The following is a 19,831-nucleotide window of genomic DNA, read 5'->3' as shown; positions in this document are numbered from 1 at the left end:
CCATGCGAGCTTCAAATATCCTCGAAACGATCGGCAACACGCCCCACGTCAGAGTCAACCGCCTGTTCGGCGCCGCCGAAGTCTGGATCAAGCAGGAGCGCGCCAATCCCGGCGCTTCCATCAAGGACCGGATCGCGGCGGCGATGGTTGAAGAGGCGGAGCGTTCAGGCAAGCTCAAGCCCGGCGGAACGATCATCGAGCCGACCAGCGGCAATACCGGAATCGGACTCGCGATGGTGGCGGCGGTCAAGGGCTACCGGCTCATCCTCGTCATGCCCGAAAGCATGAGCCTTGAACGTCGGCGACTCATGCTCGCTTATGGCGCGGAGTTCGATCTCACGCCGCGTGAAAAGGGTATGAAGGGCGCAATCGCCCGGGCCGAGGAACTGATCGCCCAGACGCCCGGTGCCTGGATGCCGCAGCAGTTCGAGAATCCGGCCAATCTGGAAGTGCATCGCCGAACCACCGCTCAGGAAATCCTGGCCGATTTCCGCGACTCCCCGATCGACGTCCTGATCACGGGAGTCGGCACGGGCGGCCACATCACCGCCTGCGCCGAAGTGCTGAAGGCGGAATGGCCCGGACTTCAGGTCTTTGCCGTCGAGCCGACCCTGTCGCCGGTCCTGTCCGGCGGCGAGCCCGGACCCCACCCGATCCAGGGCATCGGCGCCGGATTCGTTCCGGGGATCATGGACCTGGGGCGGCTCGATGGAATCATCCAGGTCGATCCCAACGCTGCCAAGGAGATGGCCCGGCGTGCGGCACGCGAGGAAGGAATGCTGGTCGGCATCAGCTCGGGAGCGACCCTCCAGGCGATCAGCCAGAAGCTGGAGGAGATCGGCGAAGGAAAGCGCATCCTCGGCTTCAACTATGACACGGGCGAGCGTTATCTCTCGGTGCCCGAATTCCTTCCGGAGCAATGAGCCGCCGGATAGCCGTCCTCACGCCCGATCCTGAGGACGAGGCATTTCATTCCCGCTGGCGCGACGTGCTTGCGGAAACGGCAGCGGCGTTGCGCCCGGCCGGACTGGAGGTCGAGGGGGTGAGCTGGGCGAGCGGCGAACCCCTCGGTGCGTTCGATCTGGCGCTTCCGCTGCTCGCCTGGGGCTATCATCGCGCCGGCGATCGGTGGCGCCAGGCCGTCGATCGCTGGGAGGCGGAAGGAAGCCGGGTTCTCAACCCGCCGTCGGTGCTTCGCTGGAACGCCGACAAGCTTTATCTCGACCGCCTCGCCGAACAGGGCGCGCCGGTCGTTCCGACGCTCTATGCCGATCGCCTGCACGAAGGGGTGCTCGAGCAAGCAGTCAGCGGCTTCGGCACTGACCGGCTGATCGCCAAGCCGCGGGTCTCGGCTTCGGCCTGGCAGACGATCCGCTGGTCGCCCGGCGGTTCGCTCGAGGAAGGCCCGACCGGGCCAGCCATGGTCCAGCCCTATCTTCCTTCGATCGAGAGCGAGGGCGAGGTCTCCCTGATCTACTTCGATCGGCGCTTCAGCCACGCCATCCGCAAGCGCCCGCAGCCGGGCGACTTCCGGGTTCAGCCCGAATATGAAGGGATCATCAGCGCGCATTCGCCGGCGTCGGACGAGTTGCAGGCCGCACAGCTGATCCTGGAACGGATCGATGAGCAAGATCTTCTTTATGCCCGGATCGATCTCGTTCGGGATCTGCACGGCGCTCCGGTGCTGATGGAGCTGGAGCTCGTCGAGCCCGACCTTTACCTCCGCTTCGATCCGGAGGGCGGCCGCGCTTTCGTCGAAGCGGTCAGCCGCGCCTCCGAAGGCATCCTCGCCTGAACCAACTCAGCGGATCGACGCCATCTCGTAGAGGAAGTCGACATAGCCCATCGTTGCCTCCCTGAGGCCGGCGATCCGCGGATTGTTGCTTTCGATGACGAAGAATTCGTCGGGCGCATGGGCGCCTCCGCCGAAGCCGAGGCCGAACTGGCCTGCGGGCTTGCGCAGCGGATCTCCGGTGAAGACGAAGCCGGGCCAGGAACCGGCGCTTCGGGGGAACAGGCTGTAGGGCACGTTGGACCGGGTGAAGACCGCCTGCTGCGCTCGGATCACGCTGCTATTCTCCGCCGTCTCCGTGGGATCGTAGCCGCCGGTCATGTTCACTTCGACGTCGCCGAAGCCGCGCTCCGCCAGGTGCGAGCGAAGCTTGGTCAGGCAGTCGGTCACCGTCATGTTCGGGACGAGCCTCAGGTCGAGTTTGGCCACGCCGCGCGCCGGCAGGATCGTCTTTCCGCCCGGCCCGGTATAGCCGGCGACCAGGCCCTCGATATTGACCGTCGGCTGCGAAACCAGCCGCTCAAGCGACTCGCGCCAGGGCAGGTTGTCGATCCACTGCCGGACCCCAAGCTGGCGCTTCACTTCCTCTTCGTTGCGCTGGCGTGCGCTTTCCGCGATCAGCGCCCGCTCGCGCTGGGTCAGCGGCCGGACATGTTCGAACCAGCCCTCGATGGCCGGCGTATTGCCCTCGTCGCGGACGAGGGTCGTCAGGGCATGGACGAGATGCCAGACCGGGCTGTCGACCTGAGCCTTCAGGCTCGAATGAACATCGCGGACCGGCCCCCTGCCCCAGCGCTCGCCGCTCGCCACGAGCTCGCATTCGATGATCCCCTTGGCGCCGAGGCTGATCGTGACGGATCCGTCCGCACCCTGCGAGGCGGAAGGGATGATCACGCCATCGACCCGCCGCATCGCGGCCAGGACCTCGGGATCGCGCAGGGAATTGATGAAATTGGGGGATCCGATCTCCTCTTCCCCTTCGGCGAGCAGGACCACGTTGACCGGAAGTCGTCGTCCGGAAGCGCGAAAGGCGTGAAGAGCGGCGAGGAACGCGCTTTCCGGCCCCTTCTGGTTGACGGCGCCGCGGCCGCGAATCGCTCGGCCGAACTGATGGTCGAAGATCCGCGCCTCGAGCGGTGGCGAAGCCCATTCGGCAGGATCGAACTGCTTCACGTCATACATGAAGTAGATTCCGACCGTACGTTGAGCACCCGCGTCGATCGTTCCGAACACCGCCGGGACTCCTCCGGTCGGGATCTTGCGAACGCCGGTGAAGCCCGCCTCGGTCGCCAGGCGCGCCATATGGTCGGCGCCTTGCTCGATGTTCAGCCCCTCGGCCGCGATCGTCGGAAGCGCGATCCACTGCTGAATCCGGCGAACCGACTCCTCGAAGCCGGAATCGACGGCCCGGCGGATCGCCTCGCGATCGCCGTCGCGGCGGGTCTGGGCAAGCGACGCTGCGGGCGCGAGCAAGGTGGCCGTGGCGGCCGCCCCCTTGAGCACGCTCCGGCGGTCGGAACTGAAGCTGGAATGTTCGGTCATCTAATCCCCCCTCAGGATGGCGACGGCAGTTAAGCAGCCTTGGAGCGGCTTCGTCCAGAGGAACCGCAGGCGATCGCGCGGCGTTCGGGCGGCGTAACAATCCGGAGTTTGGTGATGGACGAGCGTGAGAAGGAACCCGTCATTGTCGAACGGGCGCCGCCGCCGGTGACTCGGGAAACGACCATCGTGTCGACGGGCGACCGCGGAGGCGGGGGTCTCGTCGCTGCGGTGATCCTGTTGCTGCTCGTGGCCGTTCTCGCCTTCCTCTTTTTCGGCGGCTATTTCGAGCAGGCGGCGGACGAGGCGAACATCAATGTCAATGTCGAGGCGCCCGACGTCGAACTGCCGGAGGTCGACATTCCGGCTCCGGCTCAGCCCGGCAACGGCAGCTAGGCCTCGCCCGAAGCTGTACCGCAAGTAGAGTTTTGCCTGGGCCGGCCACGTGCCGGCCCTCGCCTCAACTTGGGCAAGCCCGAACAATCGCCGCTGATGCCGTGACTTGGCGAGCGTCGCCGAAAGCGACCGCGCGTCCGCTAGAGACGCGGATCGCCCGCGCCTATCCTGATTCCTGGACGCGAAACTTCAGGAGTCAGACATGCACCTCCCTCGGCGACTGCCACAGCTCGACCGACCGTTCCTGACCGACGGTGGCCTTGAAACCGACATGATGTTCAACCGCGGCATCGACCTGCCGGGCTTTTCGGCTGTCATGCTGCTGCGCGATCCCGCCGGCCGCGAGGCCCTGGATCGCTATTTCCGCGAATATCTCGAGCTGGCGCGCCGTTCGGGAACCGGACTCATCCTGGAAAGCGCCACCTGGCGCGCCAGTCCGGACTGGACGGACGAGCTTGAAATCGGCGTCGAGGAGCTCGAACAGCTGAACGTCGAGGCCGTGGGCTTGTTGCGCGACCTTCGCTCCGAATTCGAAACTCCGGCCACGCCGATCATCGTCAGCGGTTGTCACGGACCCCGCGGCGACGGCTACGATCCGGGCACCATCATGAGCCAGGACGAAGCCCGCGACTATCATGGCTGGCAGGCCGGAATCCTTGCCGGCGCCGGCGCGGACATGTTGAGCGGCCTCACCATGACGAACGTCAACGAAGCGATCGGCATCGTCCGCGCCGCCCGCGACGTTCAACTTCCGGTGGCGATTTCCTTCACAGTGGAGACCGACGGTCGGCTGCCGACCGGCGATCGGCTCGGCGATGCGATCCGGAAAGTGGATTCGGCGACCGACGCCTACGCCGCCTATTTCATGGTCAATTGTGCCCACCCGAGCCATTTTGGTCCGACGCTTCTGGAAGGCGGCGAATGGGTGAAGCGGATCAATGGCCTTCGCGCCAATGCGTCGCGCTGCAGCCATGAGGAGCTCGACGCGATGACCAGCCTGGACTCAGGCGATCCGACGGAGCTGGGCCGCGAACATCGGGCGCTGATCGATCAACTGCCGCACCTCACCGTGCTTGGCGGCTGCTGCGGAACCGACATTCGGCACGTCCGCGCCATCGCCAAGGCCTGCTTCGGCCAGGCGCTGGCCGCCTAATTCCTGGGCGCCTGCCGGCGGTAGCTGAGCGCTTCGGCGACATGGACTCGGCCGACCCGCTCGGCTCCGGCAAGATCCGCGATGGTTCGCGCCACCCGCATCACCCGGTGATAGCCGCGCGCCGACAGGCGCATCGCCTCGGCGGCTTGGGCAAGCAGGTGAAGGCCGGGCTCGTCGGGCGTCGCAACCCGATCGAGCAATTCGCCATCGGCCTCGGCGTTGGTACGCACGCCCTTGCCGTCATAGCGGCGGGTCTGGGCTTCGCGTGCCGCCGCTACTCGCTTCGCGACGGCCGCCGAACTTTCGGCGGTCCGCGGCAGGATCAGGTCGGCGGCCGTGACGGCCTGGACGTCGACATGGATGTCGATCCGATCGAGCAGCGGTCCGGAAACCCGCGCCTGGTAATCGGCCGCGCAACGCGGCGCCCGCGAGCAGGCCAGCGCCGGATCGCCGAGATGGCCGCAGCGGCAGGGATTCATCGCGGCGACGAGCTGGACCCGAGCCGGAAAGGTCACGTGCGCGTTGGCCCGGGCGACCTGAACCGTTCCCGTTTCGAGCGGCTGGCGAAGCGAATCCAGTGTTTGACGCTGGAACTCGGGGAGTTCGTCGAGAAAAAGAACCCCGAGATGAGCGAGGCTCACTTCCCCTGGTCGGACCTTCAGGCCACCGCCGACCAGAGCCGGCATCGAAGCACTGTGGTGCGGCGCACGATAGGGCCGCGACCGGACCAGACGCCCCTCCTTCAGCTCGCCGGCTACGCTGGCAATCATCGAGACTTCGAGAGCTTCGGACGGGGTCAGTTCCGGAAGAATGCCGGGCAGGCAGGCGGCCAGCAGCGACTTTCCCGCGCCGGGAGGGCCGGTCATCAGCAGGTTGTGACCGCCCGCGGCGGCGATCTCGATCGCCCGCTTCGCGGTCTCCTGTCCTTTCACCTGCGACAGGCAAGGCCCTGCACCGGGCGGATCCGCTTCGCCCGGCCGCGGCGGCGCAAGGACGGCGCCGCCCCGAAGATGATTGAGAAGTGCGATCAGATCGGGCGCGGCGATGATTTCAACATCACCGGCCCAGGCCGCCTCGGGACCCTGGGTGGCCGGACAGATCAACCCCAGTTCGCTGGCGGAGGCATGCATGGCCGCCAGCAGAACTCCGGGCGAGACTGCAATTCGCCCGTCGAGGCTCAGTTCGCCGATCGCAACATAAGCGGACAGGATTTCCTTGTCGATCGCGCCCATGGCGGCGAGCAGCCCGAGCGCGATCGGAAGGTCGTAATGCGATCCTTCCTTGGGCAGGTCGGCCGGTGACAGATTGACGGTGATCCGCTTCGGCGGGAGCGACAGGCCAATGGCCGCGAGGGCGGCATGGACCCGCTCGCGGCTCTCGCCCACCGCCTTGTCGGGAAGCCCGACGATGACGAACTTCGGGAGGCCGCTGGCGATCTGGACCTGCACCTCGACAGCCCGCGCCTCCAGACCCAGGAACGCAACCGTGGCAACATGCGCGACCATCGAGACCCCCCGAAACGAACTTCATTTCTGGAGTGAAGCAGGCGAAATGTCGAGGCGCGGGTCGCGGGCTCATCCCATGAGCCATTGAAGATGTTCGATCGGGAAAGGAGGGCGCGCGAAGCTCCAACGGATGAAAAGCGCGCACGCGTCTGCCGCAGCGTTCCGGATTCCGAAACGGACGAGTTCCCGTTCGGCGACTAGCCTCGCGCTTCGATTCACCGCATGACTGCGCGCCAACATTCTGGCCCCTTCCGGGTCACCATCAGCAAGGAGCGGGAAATGAACAGAACGAAGATGGCCGTCGCCGGCTTTGCCGCCGTGATCGCCGTTCTTGCCCTCAGCCCGGCTTCGAACGGACTCGGCGACGGCGCCGCTCGGGCGCAGTCCGTCGCGGCTGCCGGTCCAGCCACGGCGGTCGAGGCGGGAACCTATCGCCTCGATCCGGCCCATACCCAGGTCCTGTGGTCCGTGGACCATTTCGGCTTCTCCCGACTCTACGGAATGATCGGGGACATGAGCGGCACGCTCCAGCTCGATCCCGCCCGGCTCGGCGAGGCGCGCCTCGAAGTCGATATTCCGATTTCCGGGCTGACCGTGACATCGAGCGCCTTCGCGGATCATCTCAAGACGCCCGATCTGTTCGATGCCGACCGCTTCCCTACCGCACGATTCGTCTCGCGGTCGGTCAGGGTCCGGGGTCAGGAGGCCACCATCGCCGGCGACCTCACGCTGCGCGGAGTGACTCGACCGGTCGAGCTGGAAGCGCGATTCTACGGAGCCGGAGCCAATCCGATGAGCCAAGTTCAAACGGTCGGCTTTTCGGCACGGGCGCAGCTGAAGCGTAGCGATTTCGGCCTCGGCTATGCTGTCCCCGCCGTTTCCGACACGGTGGACCTCGAGATCACCGCGGCTTTCGAGAAGATCCCGGGCTAATCGACTCGACGTCCTTCCAACCCAGCCCAGGTCTTCCGAAACGCTTGGCGAGGCAATTCCCAGCTCCGGCGTATTGTAGCTGTCACACACTCTCCCCATCTTGAGCGGATGAACGGCAGGCGCAGAGGTTGGGATCAGAACCCGCTGGTGCGGCAATGCCTGGTGCTGCTCGGTCTGTTCCTGATCGCGCTGACTCCCCTGGTGGGGCCGATTCCGGGGCCGGGCGGAGTGATCGTGTTCGGCGCCGGACTGAGCCTGGTGCTCAAATATACGGGCTGGGCGAAGCGCATGTATGTGCGCTTCAAACGGCGCCATCCGAACAAGGGGCGCTGGGCGGACTGGAGCCTCAGGCGCGCGAGCGCCCGGCGTCGCGAGGAAATGCGGCGGCGACAAGAAGCCGAGAATTGACTTCGCGGTCGTCATTCACTATCGGCGCCTGCAACACGGCCGCCTCGATTGGCGGCCATTTTCTTTCATCGATTTTACGAGGAATGAGCGATGAAGCGCACCTTCCAGCCGAGCAATCTCGTGCGCAAGCGCCGTCACGGCTTCCGCGCCCGCATGGCGACGGTCGGCGGCCGCAAGGTTCTGGCCGCGCGTCGCAGCCGCGGCCGCAAGCGCCTGTCGGCCTGACGCCGAAGCTCCGCAAGCTCAACCGGCGCGCCGACTATCTGGCCGCGAATGCCGGCCGGCGCGTCCCCATGCCCGGTTTCATCCTGCTCGTCCGTCCGCGCGAGGACGGCGATCCGGCCATGCGTCTTGGAATCACCGTTTCCAGGAAGGTCGGCGGCGCCGTCGTTCGGAACCGGATGAAACGCCGCTTCCGTGAGCTCGCCCGGACCATCCTGCCCCAAGCGGGGCTGGCCGGGGCCGATCATGTCCTGATCGGCCGTCCCGGAGCAGTCGAACGGCCCTTCGAACAACTTGATGCCGAGCTTCGCAAGGCACTGACGAAGCTGAGAAGATGATCGCCCGGCTGCTGATCCTTGTCGCCCGCGGCTGGCAGCTGGGACCGTCCCGGATCCTTCCGCCGAGTTGCCGCTACACGCCCAGCTGCTCGGCCTATGCAATCGGCGCCCTTTCCCGCTATGGCGCCGTCCGCGGGAGCTGGCTAGCCCTGCGCCGGCTGCTCAGATGCCACCCCTGGGGGGGCTCCGGCTATGACCCGGTTCCATGAACATGTCCGGCACCGTGAGGGGACGTAGGTGAGCGAACACAGAAACATGATCCTGGCGATCGTCCTTTCGGCGATCGTCCTGTTCGGCTGGAGCTTCATCGCCGAAACCTGGTTCCCGACGGCCAACCCACCGGCGACCAAGATGGTCGACGGCAAGCAGGTCCCACTGCCGCAACCGCAGGCCGATCCCACTGCGGACGCGCCGCAGGCCGTCCGCGATCGGCGGCAGGTGGTGGCCGAGACGCCGAGGATCCGAGTCGAAACGCCCCGACTCATGGGCTCGATCAATCTCAAGGGCGCTCGGATCGATGATCTCGTCCTCACCCGACACAGCGAGGGATTGAGCGAGAATTCGCCGCCGGTTCGGCTGTTTTCACCGGCCGGATCGCCGGGGGCCTATTTCGGAAGCTTCGGCTGGGCCGGCGACGGAGTCCAGGCTCCGGGGCCGGATACGCTGTGGCAGGCGAGCGGCAACCGCCTCACGCCCGAGACTCCGGTGACACTGAGCTGGAATAACGGCCAGGGCCAGACGTTCGAGATCCGGCTGTCGATCGACGACGGCTACATGTTCACGGCCGAACAGCATCTGATCAACCGCGGCTCCGGCCCTGTGGCGGCCCGTCCCTTCGCCCTGGTCAGCCGGGTCGGCGAATCGCCCGATCCCGACGGCTGGACGGTCCATGTCGGGCCGGTAGGCGTGTTCGGCGGCACCGCCAATTACGACAATGACTGGGATTATGTGCGCGAGGAAGGCGCCCGCAGCTTCAGCAGCCGCGGCGGCTGGCTCGGCTTCACCGACAAATATTGGCTGGCGGCCGTCATCCCCGACCAGCGAAGCAATGTGGAAGCGGCCTTCCGCCACAACGGCCGGACCAACGCCTTCCAGGCCGACTTCACCACCAATCCGGTGATCGTCCCCCCCGGCCAGGGGAGTCGTTACACTTCGAGACTGTTCGCCGGGGCGAAGGAGATCCAGCTCCTCGAAAGCTATTCGCAAGCGCTTGGAACGGAGCTCGAGCGGGCGATCGACTGGGGCTGGTTCCGCTGGTTCATGATTCCGATCTTCTGGCTTCTGAACTGGCTGTTCGCCCATATCGGCAATTTCGGCGTGGCGATTATCTGCCTCACCGTCATCGTTCGGCTGCTGCTGTTCCCGATCGCCCAGAAGCAATTTGCCTCCATGGCGGCGATGCGCGTGGTCCAGCCGAAGATGAAGGCCCTTCAGGAGCGCTACAAGGACGATCGCGCCAAGCTCCAGGAAGAGATGATGAAGCTTTATAGGGAAGAGAAGGTGAACCCGTTCGCGGGCTGCCTCCCCATCCTGCTTCAGATCCCGATCTTCTATGCGCTCTACAAGGTACTGCTGCTCGCGGTGGAAATGCGGCACGAGCCGTTCGTGCTGTGGATCCGGGACCTCAGCTCCCCCGATCCTCTGACTCCCGTCAATCTGTTCGGCTATCTGCCGTTCACGCCGCCCGCGGTCATCGCCATCGGCATCCTGCCGATCCTGCTGGCCGTGACCATGTGGCTCCAGATGCGGCTCAATCCGGCGCCGATGGATCCGGTCCAGAAGCAGGTCTTCGCCCTGATGCCCTGGGTGCTGATGTTCATCATGGCGCCCTTTGCGGCGGGCCTGCAGCTCTACTGGGTTACGAGCAACGTCCTGACCATCGCCCAGCAGAAGCTGCTCTATGCGCGCCATCCGGTGCTCAGTCAGCCCCAGCCGGCCGCGAATGGGGGTTCCGCTCCCCCGCCCCCGCCTCCCCCTTCCTCGAGCAAGGGCAAGAGGTCGCGGGCGCGGTGAGCGGGGAAGAAGCGGAACTGGACGAACTGGCCAGGAAGCTCTTTTCCGGGCCGGTCGCCTTTCTGAAGTCGGCGCCTCAGCTCAAGTTCCTTCCTGATCCGACGGTGCCGGAGATCGCCTTTGCCGGTCGCTCGAACGTCGGCAAGTCGTCCTTGCTCAACAAGCTGGTCAATCGTTCGAGCCTGGCTCGAACCTCGAACACGCCCGGGCGGACCCAGGAACTGAACTTCTTCGACCTGGGCGAGCCGCTTCGGCTCCGCCTGGTCGACATGCCCGGCTACGGCTTCGCCAAGGCGCCGAAGGACGTGGCCAAGAAATGGCGCTTCCTCGTCAACGATTATCTGCGCGGCCGACAGGTTCTGAAGCGGACCTTGCTGCTGATCGACAGCCGGCACGGGCTCAAGGAGATCGATCGCGAGGTAATGAAGATGCTCGACGACGCAGCCGTCAGCTACCGCCTCGTCCTCACCAAGGCCGACAAGATCAAGCCGACCGAACTGGACGAGGTTCGCTCGGCCACGGAAGCTGAGGCTCGCCGGCATCCGGCCGCCCATCCCGAAATCATTGCGACTTCGAGCGAAACCGGCCTGGGGATGGATTGGTTGAGACGCGCAGTGGTAGAGGCGGCGGAGGTCTAGGCGAAAAGATGCTCAAGCTCATCATCGGCAACAAGGCCTATTCGTCCTGGTCGCTTCGGGGCTGGCTCGCGGTCAAGCAATCGGGGCTTCCGTTCGAAGAGATCACCGTTCCGATGTTCGACGAGGACTGGAACAAGCGGGTCGAAGGCGACGAGTTCGCTCCCTCGGGCGGCAAGGTGCCGGTCCTGTGGGACGACCAGACGGTGATCTGGGACAGCCTCGCGATCATCGAATGGCTCGCCGACAGGACCGACAAGGCCCGTTACTGGCCTCGCGACGATGCCGCCCGGGGAATGGCACGGTCGATGGCAGCGGAAATGCATTCCAGCTACCCGAACCTCCGCCGCGAGCTGTCGATGAACGTGCGCAAGCAATTTCCGCCCGCTCCGCTCTCGGACCCGGTGCGAACCGAAATCCTGCGGATCCTGGAGCTTTGGGCCCAGGCTCGGGCGCGCCACGGCAGCGGCGGTCCCTATCTCTTCGGAGACTTCGGCGCCGTCGACATCATGTTCGCTCCGGTCGTCACCCGCTTCGTCACTTATTCGGTACCCGTTCCCCGCTTCGCGACTGCCTATATGGAAACGATCCTCAATCATTCCTGGATGCAGGAGTGGATCGAGGCGGCCCAGGAGGAACCGTGGGTCATCGAGCAGTACGAGACTCCGCCTCAGGCATAGGGGCGACCGTCCTTGTGGACGAAGGTTCCGGAGCTTCCGTCGAGTCTCAGATCGATGTCCGGATAATGACAGTCGCTGGCCGCCATCTTTCCCACCGCGAAAAAGGTGCAGGGCCGATCGCTGCGATTGACCAGATGATGTCCGTTGGCGACCCCCTTCGGGAAGGCGGCGCAATCACCGGGGCGCATCACCGTCTCGCCCTGTTCCTCGACCAGGACCGCCTCGCCTTCGACCATCACGACGAATTCGTCCTCGCCTTCATGCCAGTGACGCTGGCTCGAAATTCCGCCCGGCTCCAGCACGACGTGACTTACCCCGAAATCGCTCAGCCCGGCGGCGGGCGCGAGTCGTCGGAAGTGGCGTCTGGACATCGCTGCCGAATAAGGCATCGGATAGCTGGTCCGGTTGGTCTGCTCGATCGAATCGAGGTCGAGCTTGGGCATGGCACTTCTCCCTCCCCGTGCTAAGCGGCTCCGATGAGCGTTGCCACCGATGCCGTCGCCCTCGCAAGCCGCCTGATCGCCTGCCCCAGCGTCACGCCCGCAAGCGGGGAAGTGTTCGACGTTCTGGAGCAGGCCCTGGTCCCGCTCGGCTTCGAGGTCCACCGCTTCGTCGTCGGGACTCCGCCGGACGGACCGGTCGAGAATCTGTTCGCCACCCGGGGCACCGGCCAGCCGCATTTCGCCTTCGCCGGCCATCTCGACGTCGTCCCGCCGGGCGATGGCTGGACCAGCGATCCGTTCAGGCCCGAGCGGCGCGGTGATCTCCTCTACGGCCGAGGCGTCGTCGACATGAAGGGCGGAATCGCCGCCTTCGTTGCCGCCTGCGCGGATGTGACGCAGCATCCGGGAACGATCAGCCTGATCATCACCGGCGACGAGGAAGGTCCGGCAACCTTCGGTACGCCCAGGCTGATCGACTGGATGAAGGAGCGCGGCATCCGCCCCGACATGATCCTGATCGGCGAACCCACGTCGGAAGCGAGGCTTGGAGACATCGTCAAGATCGGCCGGCGCGGCACCGTCAACATGTGGATCACGGTTCCCGGAGTCCAGGGCCATGTCGCCTATCCGCACCGTGCGGACAATCCGGTACCGAAGCTTGCCCGAGCCATTGCAGCGCTGGATTCGATCCGGCTCGACGACGGCTCCGATCCCTTCCAGCCGTCCAACCTCGAATTCACGGCCGTTGCCACGCCCACCAGGGCCACCAACATCATTCCGGGACTGGCCACGGCCCAGCTCAACATACGCTTCAACAACCTCCATTCCGGCGACGAGCTGGTCGAGCTGGTCCAGCGCACGGTGGAGGAGGCGGCGCCTGGAGCGAAGGTCGAGGCGAAGATTTCGGGCGAAGCCTTCCTCACTCCACCGGGACCGATCTACGATTTTGTCAGCGCCGCCATCGAGGCCGAGACGGGCCGCAAGCCAACTCTTTCCACCCATGGCGGAACCTCGGACGGGCGTTTCCTGATCAGCCTCTGCCCGGTGGTCGATTTCGGTCTTCCCAATGCGACGATGCATAAGCTCGACGAAGCCGCGGCCGTCGAGGATATCTACGCTCTTCAGCGCATCTATGCTCGAGTGATCAAGGCCGCTCTCGGCGCCGCCTGAGAATGATGTAAAGCGCGCCCGCGCCGCCATGACGCGGATGGGCGTTGCGTACCGCCGCAATGTCGGAGGAATGGCGCGAGGCGGCGAGCCAGTCGCCGACGGCCGCCCGGATTGCACCTCGGCCGACCGGCCGCCCCTCCTCGGCGGGCGGCTTGCCGGTGATCAGAAGAATCAGCCGGGCGCCAGCCGCGATCGCCTCCTCAAGTCGTCGATCGAGCAGGTCGTAGGCGGTCGCCAGATTGTGACCATGGAGATCGACGGTGCGCTCGGGCGCGACCAGACCGCGGGAAAGCCGGCGATCCCAGCTCGAGTCCAGGGTCGTCCCCGGCCCCGGCCGTGGCTTCGGCGGCGGCGTCCCACGCTCCGGCGTCCCGGCTCGTGCCGGCCTGGGGGCGGGAGCGGGAGCGGGAGCCGCAGCGGCGTTTTCAGGCGGGCTCGCGACTCCGCCGTCCAGCGGGCGAACCGATTGCACCACCTTCTGCCAAAGCGCCCGTTCCTCAGCGCTGAGCTTGCGCACGATCGGCCCCGATCCGCGCGAGGGAGCCTTTGGGCAGGAGGACATAGGCCTGCCCCCGAGCCGACATGCCCCCGGCGATCGCCGCCGCTTCGCTGCCGGCACCCCAGAAGGTGTCGAACCGGTTCGCTCCTCGAATTGCGCCGCCCGTGTCCTGCGCCACCCACAGACCGTCCGCTCGCGGATTGTCCATTCCTCTCAGCACCACCGGGGCGCCAAGCGGAACGAAGCGTGGGTCGGCGGCAACCGTCACTCGTGGGGTCACTGGACGACCGAGCGCTCCGAGCGGACCGGGGCCGGTCAGTTCGCGGAAGAAGATGTAACTCTTGTTCTCGCGCATCAGCGCCCGCCCCTGATCCGGATTGGCTCGAAGCCACGCCTTGATCGCCTGCATGGTGATCGGACTTTGGAGAATGCCGCGCTCTCGAAGCAGTCGGCCGATCGCTACATATTCGCGCCCGTTCTGGCCGGCATAGCCGATCCGCATCACCGATCCGTCGGGCAGCCTCAGTCGGCCGGACCCCTGGATCTGGAGGAAGAAGACGTCGACCGGATCGGCCGCCCAGGCGATTTCGAGCCCTCGACCGGCCAGGGCGCCCTCCTCGATCTCCGACCGCTCATAATAGAGCACGAAATTGCCGTTTTCGTCGATCCTGCCGCGCCCGCGCGCCCCGGTACGGGGATTGGTTTCGAGCAGGTCCGAAGGTTTGGCATAGATCGGCACTTCGCAGCCGGGCTGGCGGGATCGACAGCCGCGGATTTCGGGCTCGTAATAGCCGGTGGCGAAGGCACTTCCGTCCCCGACGAGCGCGGTTTCCATATGCGTGGCGAAAAAAGCGGGAGCGTCGGCGGACGGCCAGCTCGCCGCGGCCGCACAGGCTGTCGTCCAGGCCGCCGGCTCGGCGAGTCCGGAAAGATCCTGTCGCCGGGTGACATCCGGACAGCTGATGCGGAAAGCGGCGAGGGCCTGGGCCGCGGCCACGGGAGAGATCGCCAGAGCCTCGAAGCTCGGGCCCGGGCGAACGCCGGCCTCGACGGCTCGGCTGGGTTCAGGCGGAGTCGGCACCGTTGGGCTCGGCGGTCCGGTCGGCGCGGGTGACGGCTGCCTTGGAGGCGACACCGTCCTCGCGCAACTCGCGAGAGCCAGAAGGATTCCGAGAAGGAAGAGCGATCGGCTTTGACGCCGGCGGGAATCGAAACGCGCCATGCCTTGGGCATAGCGCGCTCGAAGGTCCGGGGGAAAGCGCGGTTAAGCGGCTTCGTCCGTCTCGACCAGCAGCCAGTTGGGATCGTCGCTGCCCAGCGTGCGACGGAAGGTCCAGATATCGTGGGTGGGAATGGCGTCGCTCGTCGATCCCGCCACCAGTTCGCCTTCGGCATTGCGCGTAACGGCCGCGACAAAGGCGTCGAAGCGCACTTCGATCTCGGCGACCCGACCGTCGAGTCGGGCATCCTCGATCGCTGCGCGTTCGATGGCGACGAGCCGGTTGTCGAGCCTGTGGCCGGCGGCCTCGCGCTCGCGGATCGCCTCCTCGAAGGCGGCGCGAACATCGGGGCTGGTCAGAAAGGCCAGTTCCTCGCGGTCGCCCTTCCAGAAAGCCTCAAGGATCATCCGATAGGCGGCCTGAGCGCCTTCCAGGAAACGCGCCACGTCGAAGCTGTTGTCGGCCGCGATGATCGAGCGGATCCCGGCCGCGGCGTTCTGATCGAAGTTCAGGCCGCTCGATTCCGGTGGGTTGCCGGCCGTTTCCGGAGCCGTCTTGGTGATTTCGGCCCCGGGCGCCGCTTCGGGGCGGGTCACCGGGCGCTGCTCATGTCCGGTCCTCTGCCCGAGCACCGCATAGAGACGGAGCCCGACGAAGAGGGCAATCATCGCGAGCAGCACAATTCCAACGGTCAACGCGTTTCTCCTTGGGAACGTCCTACATAAGCGCGATGCTGGCGCGTTTCAAATGCGCTTTCCAGGGTAACGAACGGACCTTGCAGATGTTGCGCCCCGCCTGCCCGCCTGCTACCCGCCCCGCGACGGGCAGCGCCGCTCGGCAGAGCGCGGCGAACCCGACGATTTCACCGCAATTTCGAGGATTTGACGAGATGTCCGAAGAAGCAGGCGCGAACGGCGCGGGCGAGCAGCAATTTGGGGGCGCCGATCAGGGGCCGCAGGTCGGAGTCGTCGCGCAATATGTGAAGGACTTTTCGTTCGAGAATCCGAACGCCCCGGCCGTCTACCAGTGGCAGAGCCAGCCGCAGATGGACGTCCAGTTCAACATCGGCTCCGGACTGGTCGGGCAGGACCTTCACGAGGTCCAGCTGAAGATCGACATCACCGCCCGATCCGAAGAGGGCACCGCCTTTCAGCTCGAGCTCCTCTATGCCGGGCTGTTCGCGCTTCGCAACATTCCCGAAGAGCAGCTTCAGCCGCTCCTCCTCGCCGAGGCGCCCCGCATTCTGTTCCCCTTCGCCCGCAAGATCATCGCCGATGCGACGGTTGAAGGCGGCTTCCCGCCGCTGCGCCTCGATCCAATCGACTTTGGTGGCCTGTACATGCAGCGCGCCGCCCAGGAACAGGCCGGAGCGCTCGGAGGCCAGGCCGGGGACGTGACCGGCCAGGCCTGACCGCAGGCTTCGCAACACCGAAGGGCGCGCCGATGAACCTCATCAAGGCGACCGGGACGATCGGCGGCCTGACCATGGTCAGCCGGGTGCTCGGCTTTGCCCGGGAAATGGTGTTCGCTCGGATCATGGGCGCCGGCATGGCCGCGGACGCGTTCGCGCTTGCCTTCATGATCCCCAACCTGTTCCGGCGGCTGTTCGGCGAAGGCGCCTTCGCCGCCGGCTTCGTTCCCCTGTTCAGCCAGCGGCTGAACGGGGAAGGCGGAATGGAGGAAGCCCGCAAGTTCGCCGAGGAGGTGATGGCGGTCTTCCTGCCGATCCTGATCCTCGTCACCCTGGTGTTCGTGATCGCCATGCCCGCGTTCGTCTGGCTGCTCGCCGCCGGCTGGCGGGACGATCCGGAGAAATTCGCGCTGGCTGTCCAGCTTTCGCGGATCACCTTCCCCTACATGATCTTCATCAGCCTGGTGTCGCTCTTTTCCGGAGTGCTCAACTCGCTGACCAGATTTGCCGCCGCGGCCTTCGCTCCGTCTTTGCTCAACATCGCCTTGATCGTCGCCCAGCTGCTGGTCCCGGACGGCGGCCCGGCGACGGCCGAAGCGCTGGCCTGGGGGGTTATCGCCGGCGGCGTCCTTCAGCTCGCCTTGTGCTGGGCAAGCGTTCACCGGCTGGGGTTGAAGATCGGGATCCGACCGCCGCGAATGACCGGCCGGGTCAGGGAACTCCTGCTCCTGATCCTCCCGGCCACGCTCGGCAGCGGAATCTATTATATCAGCCAGCTCTTCTACGCCTATTTCGCCACCAGCCTGCCCGAGGGCAGCCTCGTCTATCTCGGCTTTGCCGACCGGCTGAACCAGCTGCCGCTCGCGATCATCGGCTCGGCTCTCGGAACCGCGATCCTGCCGACCATCAGCCGCGCCGTCGATGTCGGCAACCAGGAGCGCGCCCAGCATGTGCAGGCACAGGCGACCGAACTTTCGATGCTCCTCACCCTTCCCGCCGCCGTTGCCCTGGCAGTGACATCCGGAGCAATTGTCGCGGCCCTCTTCCAGGGTGGACGCTTCACCGCCGAGGATGCCTCGACGACGGCGCTCGTCCTTTCGATCGTGGTTGCCGGCCTTCCCGCTTATGTCCTCATCAAGGTGCTGACGCCTGGCTTCTACGCCCGCAAGGACATGAAGACACCGGTCTATATCGCCTTCGCGATGCTCTTGCTCGGAGTCGCCACGAACTTCGCCCTGATTCCGATCCTTGGGATCGCCGCCCTCGCCTTCACCACCGCGGCCTCGGCCTGGCTGAACGCGATCGCGCTCTACCTGATCCTCCGCTCGCGCGGGCACTTCCGGATCGAGGGCTGGCTCTGGGGCCGGATCATCAAGCAGCTCGTCGCCGCCTTGGTGATGGCCGCGGCGCTCTACTTCCTCCAGGAGCTGCTCCAGGGCTTCTTCGCGGGCTCGGCGGGCCGGCGGATCGTCGGCGTGGGCGCCTTGGTGTCGGTGGGGGGAATTGTCTATTTCACCCTCGCCTGGATCACCGGCGCGATGGACAAGGAAGACGTTCTGGTCCTCCTGAGGCGAAAGAAAGTGGAGCAGTGATGCGCGTCGTTTCCGGGATCCAGCCGACCGGCAATCTTCATCTCGGCAATTATCTGGGCGCGATCCGACGCTGGGTGAAGCTGCAGCACGAGGTGCAATGCCTGATCTTCCTCGCCGATCTGCACGCAATCACCGTCCTCAACGATCCGGCCGAGCTGAAGGCGAACATCAACGGGATGGCCGCGGCCCTGATCGCCTGCGGGATCGATCCGGACAAGGTCGTGCTGTTCAACCACGCCCGGGTGCCCGCCCACGCCGAAATGGCCTGGCTGCTCAGCTGCACCGCCCGCATCGGCTGGCTCAACCGAATGACTCAGTTCAAGGAAAAATCCGGCAAGAACCGCGAGGGCGCCAGCGTCGGGCTCTATGCCTACCCGATCCTCCAAGCCGCCGACGTGCTGCTCTACCAGGCGACTCATGTTCCGGTCGGCGAGGACCAGAAGCAGCATATCGAGCTGATTCGCGACATCGCTCAGAAGTTCAACACCGACTATGGCGTCGACCTGTTCACTCTCCCCGAACCGCATATTGGCGAGACCGCAGCCCGGATCATGAGCCTGCGCGACGGCAATTCGAAAATGTCGAAGTCCGATCCTTCGGACATGAGCCGGATCAATCTCACCGACTCGGACGACGACATCGCTCAGAAGATTCGCAAGGCGAGGACCGATCCCGAGCCTTTGCCCGATCATGTTGACGCCCTCGAAGGCCGGGCCGAGGCGCGCAACCTCGTCGCCATCTACGCCGCTCTCAGCGATCGAACGGCGCAGTCGGTGGTCGAGGAGTTCGCTGGAAAGGGCTTCGGGGAGTTCAAGCCGACGCTCGCCGATCTGCTGATCGCGACGCTCGGGCCGATCCGGTCGCGACTCGAACAGTTCAGGGCCGACCCGTCCGCGCTCGAGAAGATCCTATCCCGAGGCTCTGCGAAGGCGGCAGAACTGGCGGCCCCCACCCTTGAGGGCGCTTATCGGGCGCTTGGGCTTCCGAGGGGATAGGTTTCTCTTCAGGACCCGTTCAGCGTCGCTTTGCGAAATCGGCCAAGTTGTTCTATATTCGAGACAATGTCTCGCGTTGAAAGGCCTGTACCCATGTCCCTCAGATCAAAGATGCTGGCGCTGGCAGCGCCGGTCGCTGCGCTTGCGCTAAGCGCCTGCGCCACCGGATTCCCGGCCCAGGTGCAGCGTTTTCAGGCGATGCCTGCCCCGCAGGGCCAGAGCTTCGCCGTCATTGCCGCCGACGAAGAAAAGCGCGGCAGCCTCGAATTCTCTCAATATGCGGAGCTGGTGCGCCGTCACCTCGCGGCCCAGGGCTATTCCGAAGCTCCGTCGCCGAGCGAAGCCAGCCTCGTTGTCGAACTCGATTATGGCGTCGACAATGGCCGTGAACGGGTGGTTGCTCGCCCGGATCCGTTCGGCGATCCTTGGGGCTACGGCTTCTATCGCCCCTATTACAGCCGCTTCGGCTATTTCGGTCGCCATCGCCACCCCTTCTACTGGGGCTGGAACGATCCCTTCTTCTACGGCCCCTGGGGCGGCGGCTACGACATTGACAGCTACACCGTTTACACGAGCTATCTCGACATGGACATCCGTCGAACCGCCGATGGACAGTCGGTGTTCGAAGGTCTCGCCCAGGCGCGCTCCCGCACCGACGACCTGCCGGTGCTGGTGCCGAATCTGATCGAAGCGATGTTCACCGGATTTCCCGGCAATTCGGGGGAGACGGTCCGGATCACCGTCGCTCCCGAACGGCAGCGGGACCGCTAACGCCCTTCGGCGGAGTTGAAGGAATTGGAGGAGGGTCGGGAAACTGGCCCTCCTTCTGCTTTTTGGTCGTGCCGGCTTGCCGGGCCGCCGAGCAGCGCTAGGGTATGCTCCGATCC

General features: G+C 65.6%; 23 protein-coding genes. 17 read left to right on the top strand and 6 right to left on the bottom strand.

Annotation, left to right across the window (positions count from 1 at the left end; genetic code table 11):
* Positions 1–2 precede the first annotated feature (2 nt).
* On the top strand, positions 3–923 hold the full coding sequence (cysK, locus tag ACRYLT_RS13350) for a cysteine synthase A (protein WP_482664579.1): 921 nt from the start codon (positions 3–5) through the stop codon (positions 921–923).
* Positions 920–1,795: an ATP-grasp domain-containing protein gene (locus ACRYLT_RS13345; protein WP_482664578.1), complete on the top strand. Its 876-nt coding sequence runs from the start codon at positions 920–922 to the stop codon at positions 1,793–1,795. Before cysK ends, ACRYLT_RS13345 begins: the two co-directional genes overlap by 4 nt.
* Positions 1,796–1,801: 6 nt before the next feature.
* On the opposite strand, the gene ACRYLT_RS13340 is transcribed toward ACRYLT_RS13345, so the two are convergent.
* Positions 1,802–3,334, bottom strand: coding sequence for a M20/M25/M40 family metallo-hydrolase (locus ACRYLT_RS13340; RefSeq protein WP_482664577.1), 1,533 nt, complete (start codon positions 3,332–3,334; stop codon positions 1,802–1,804).
* A 114-nt stretch (positions 3,335–3,448) separates the two neighbouring features.
* Between ACRYLT_RS13340 and ACRYLT_RS13335 the strand changes: the two genes are divergently transcribed.
* Both ACRYLT_RS13335 and ACRYLT_RS13330 read left to right on the top strand, forming a co-directional pair.
* On the top strand, positions 3,449–3,727 hold the full coding sequence (locus tag ACRYLT_RS13335; RefSeq protein WP_482664576.1) for a hypothetical protein: 279 nt from the start codon (positions 3,449–3,451) through the stop codon (positions 3,725–3,727).
* 202 nt (positions 3,728–3,929) lie between these two features.
* A complete protein-coding gene (locus tag ACRYLT_RS13330; protein ID WP_482664575.1) occupies positions 3,930–4,880 on the top strand; it encodes a homocysteine S-methyltransferase family protein in 951 nt (316 codons plus the stop codon).
* On the opposite strand, the gene ACRYLT_RS13325 is transcribed toward ACRYLT_RS13330, so the two are convergent.
* Positions 4,877–6,385 carry a YifB family Mg chelatase-like AAA ATPase gene (locus ACRYLT_RS13325; RefSeq protein WP_482664574.1) on the bottom strand — a complete coding sequence of 503 codons (1,509 nt, stop codon included), beginning with the start codon at positions 6,383–6,385 and terminating at the stop codon, positions 4,877–4,879. The two genes, ACRYLT_RS13330 and ACRYLT_RS13325, sit on opposite strands and share 4 nt — an antisense overlap.
* 279 nt (positions 6,386–6,664) lie before the next feature.
* Between ACRYLT_RS13325 and ACRYLT_RS13320 the strand changes: the two genes are divergently transcribed.
* The 8 genes from ACRYLT_RS13320 (at position 6,665) to ACRYLT_RS13285 (ending at position 11,614) form a co-directional block, all read left to right on the top strand.
* Complete coding sequence (locus ACRYLT_RS13320; RefSeq protein WP_482664573.1) at positions 6,665–7,318, top strand: YceI family protein; 654 nt, start codon at positions 6,665–6,667, stop codon at positions 7,316–7,318.
* A 108-nt stretch (positions 7,319–7,426) separates the two neighbouring features.
* Positions 7,427–7,726: a hypothetical protein gene (locus tag ACRYLT_RS13315; protein WP_482664572.1), complete on the top strand. Its 300-nt coding sequence runs from the start codon at positions 7,427–7,429 to the stop codon at positions 7,724–7,726.
* A 90-nt stretch (positions 7,727–7,816) separates the two neighbouring features.
* On the top strand, positions 7,817–7,951 hold the full coding sequence (rpmH, locus tag ACRYLT_RS13310; RefSeq protein WP_482665447.1) for a 50S ribosomal protein L34: 135 nt from the start codon (positions 7,817–7,819) through the stop codon (positions 7,949–7,951).
* A complete protein-coding gene (rnpA, locus tag ACRYLT_RS13305; RefSeq protein ID WP_482665446.1) occupies positions 7,948–8,286 on the top strand; it encodes a ribonuclease P protein component in 339 nt (112 codons plus the stop codon). The genes rpmH and rnpA overlap by 4 nt, the downstream gene beginning before the upstream one ends.
* Complete coding sequence (yidD, locus tag ACRYLT_RS13300; protein WP_482664571.1) at positions 8,283–8,495, top strand: membrane protein insertion efficiency factor YidD; 213 nt, start codon at positions 8,283–8,285, stop codon at positions 8,493–8,495. The genes rnpA and yidD overlap by 4 nt, the downstream gene beginning before the upstream one ends.
* A gap of 28 nt (positions 8,496–8,523) precedes the next feature.
* Positions 8,524–10,299, top strand: coding sequence for a membrane protein insertase YidC (yidC, locus tag ACRYLT_RS13295; RefSeq protein WP_482664570.1), 1,776 nt, complete (start codon positions 8,524–8,526; stop codon positions 10,297–10,299).
* A complete protein-coding gene (yihA, locus tag ACRYLT_RS13290) occupies positions 10,296–10,937 on the top strand; it encodes a ribosome biogenesis GTP-binding protein YihA/YsxC (RefSeq protein ID WP_482664569.1) in 642 nt (213 codons plus the stop codon). The genes yidC and yihA overlap by 4 nt, the downstream gene beginning before the upstream one ends.
* 8 nt (positions 10,938–10,945) lie before the next feature.
* Positions 10,946–11,614, top strand: a complete 669-nt coding sequence (locus ACRYLT_RS13285) for a glutathione S-transferase family protein (protein WP_482664568.1) — start codon at positions 10,946–10,948, stop codon at positions 11,612–11,614.
* Here ACRYLT_RS13285 and ACRYLT_RS13280 read toward each other — a convergent pair.
* Positions 11,605–12,057: a cupin domain-containing protein gene (locus ACRYLT_RS13280; protein WP_482664567.1), complete on the bottom strand. Its 453-nt coding sequence runs from the start codon at positions 12,055–12,057 to the stop codon at positions 11,605–11,607. The two genes, ACRYLT_RS13285 and ACRYLT_RS13280, sit on opposite strands and share 10 nt — an antisense overlap.
* A gap of 33 nt (positions 12,058–12,090) precedes the next feature.
* On the opposite strand from ACRYLT_RS13280, the gene dapE reads away from it, so the two are divergent.
* Entirely contained in the window at positions 12,091–13,227 is a 1,137-nt protein-coding gene (dapE, locus tag ACRYLT_RS13275; RefSeq protein ID WP_482664566.1) for a succinyl-diaminopimelate desuccinylase, read from the top strand.
* Here the strand turns inward: dapE and ACRYLT_RS13270 are convergent.
* The 3 genes from ACRYLT_RS13270 to ACRYLT_RS13260 all read right to left on the bottom strand — a co-directional run bounded on the left by ACRYLT_RS13270 (position 13,202) and on the right by ACRYLT_RS13260 (position 15,614).
* Positions 13,202–13,789 carry a Smr/MutS family protein gene (locus ACRYLT_RS13270; RefSeq protein ID WP_482664565.1) on the bottom strand — a complete coding sequence of 196 codons (588 nt, stop codon included), beginning with the start codon at positions 13,787–13,789 and terminating at the stop codon, positions 13,202–13,204. The two genes, dapE and ACRYLT_RS13270, sit on opposite strands and share 26 nt — an antisense overlap.
* A complete protein-coding gene (mltA, locus tag ACRYLT_RS13265; RefSeq protein WP_482664564.1) occupies positions 13,725–14,807 on the bottom strand; it encodes a murein transglycosylase A in 1,083 nt (360 codons plus the stop codon). The genes ACRYLT_RS13270 and mltA overlap by 65 nt, the downstream gene beginning before the upstream one ends.
* 183 nt (positions 14,808–14,990) lie before the next feature.
* The gene (locus ACRYLT_RS13260; RefSeq protein WP_482665445.1) at positions 14,991–15,614 is read right to left on the bottom strand and encodes a Tim44/TimA family putative adaptor protein; all 624 of its coding nucleotides are present in this window, start codon (positions 15,612–15,614) and stop codon (positions 14,991–14,993) included.
* A gap of 221 nt (positions 15,615–15,835) precedes the next feature.
* Between ACRYLT_RS13260 and secB the strand changes: the two genes are divergently transcribed.
* The 4 genes from secB (at position 15,836) to ACRYLT_RS13240 (ending at position 19,715) form a co-directional block, all read left to right on the top strand.
* On the top strand, positions 15,836–16,357 hold the full coding sequence (secB, locus tag ACRYLT_RS13255) for a protein-export chaperone SecB (RefSeq protein ID WP_482664563.1): 522 nt from the start codon (positions 15,836–15,838) through the stop codon (positions 16,355–16,357).
* Positions 16,358–16,389: 32 nt separating this feature from the next.
* The gene (murJ, locus tag ACRYLT_RS13250) at positions 16,390–17,949 is read left to right on the top strand and encodes a murein biosynthesis integral membrane protein MurJ (protein ID WP_482664562.1); all 1,560 of its coding nucleotides are present in this window, start codon (positions 16,390–16,392) and stop codon (positions 17,947–17,949) included.
* Entirely contained in the window at positions 17,949–18,944 is a 996-nt protein-coding gene (trpS, locus tag ACRYLT_RS13245; protein ID WP_482664561.1) for a tryptophan--tRNA ligase, read from the top strand. Before murJ ends, trpS begins: the two co-directional genes overlap by 1 nt.
* Before the next feature lie 93 nt (positions 18,945–19,037).
* Positions 19,038–19,715, top strand: coding sequence for a DUF4136 domain-containing protein (locus tag ACRYLT_RS13240; protein WP_482664560.1), 678 nt, complete (start codon positions 19,038–19,040; stop codon positions 19,713–19,715).
* The last annotated feature ends 116 nt before the right edge of the window (positions 19,716–19,831 follow it).

Source organism: Sphingosinicella sp. SM1-17 (genome assembly GCF_056821765.1).
Note: the sequence above shows the minus strand (reverse complement) of the source record. Positions and strands in the feature narration are given on the sequence as shown.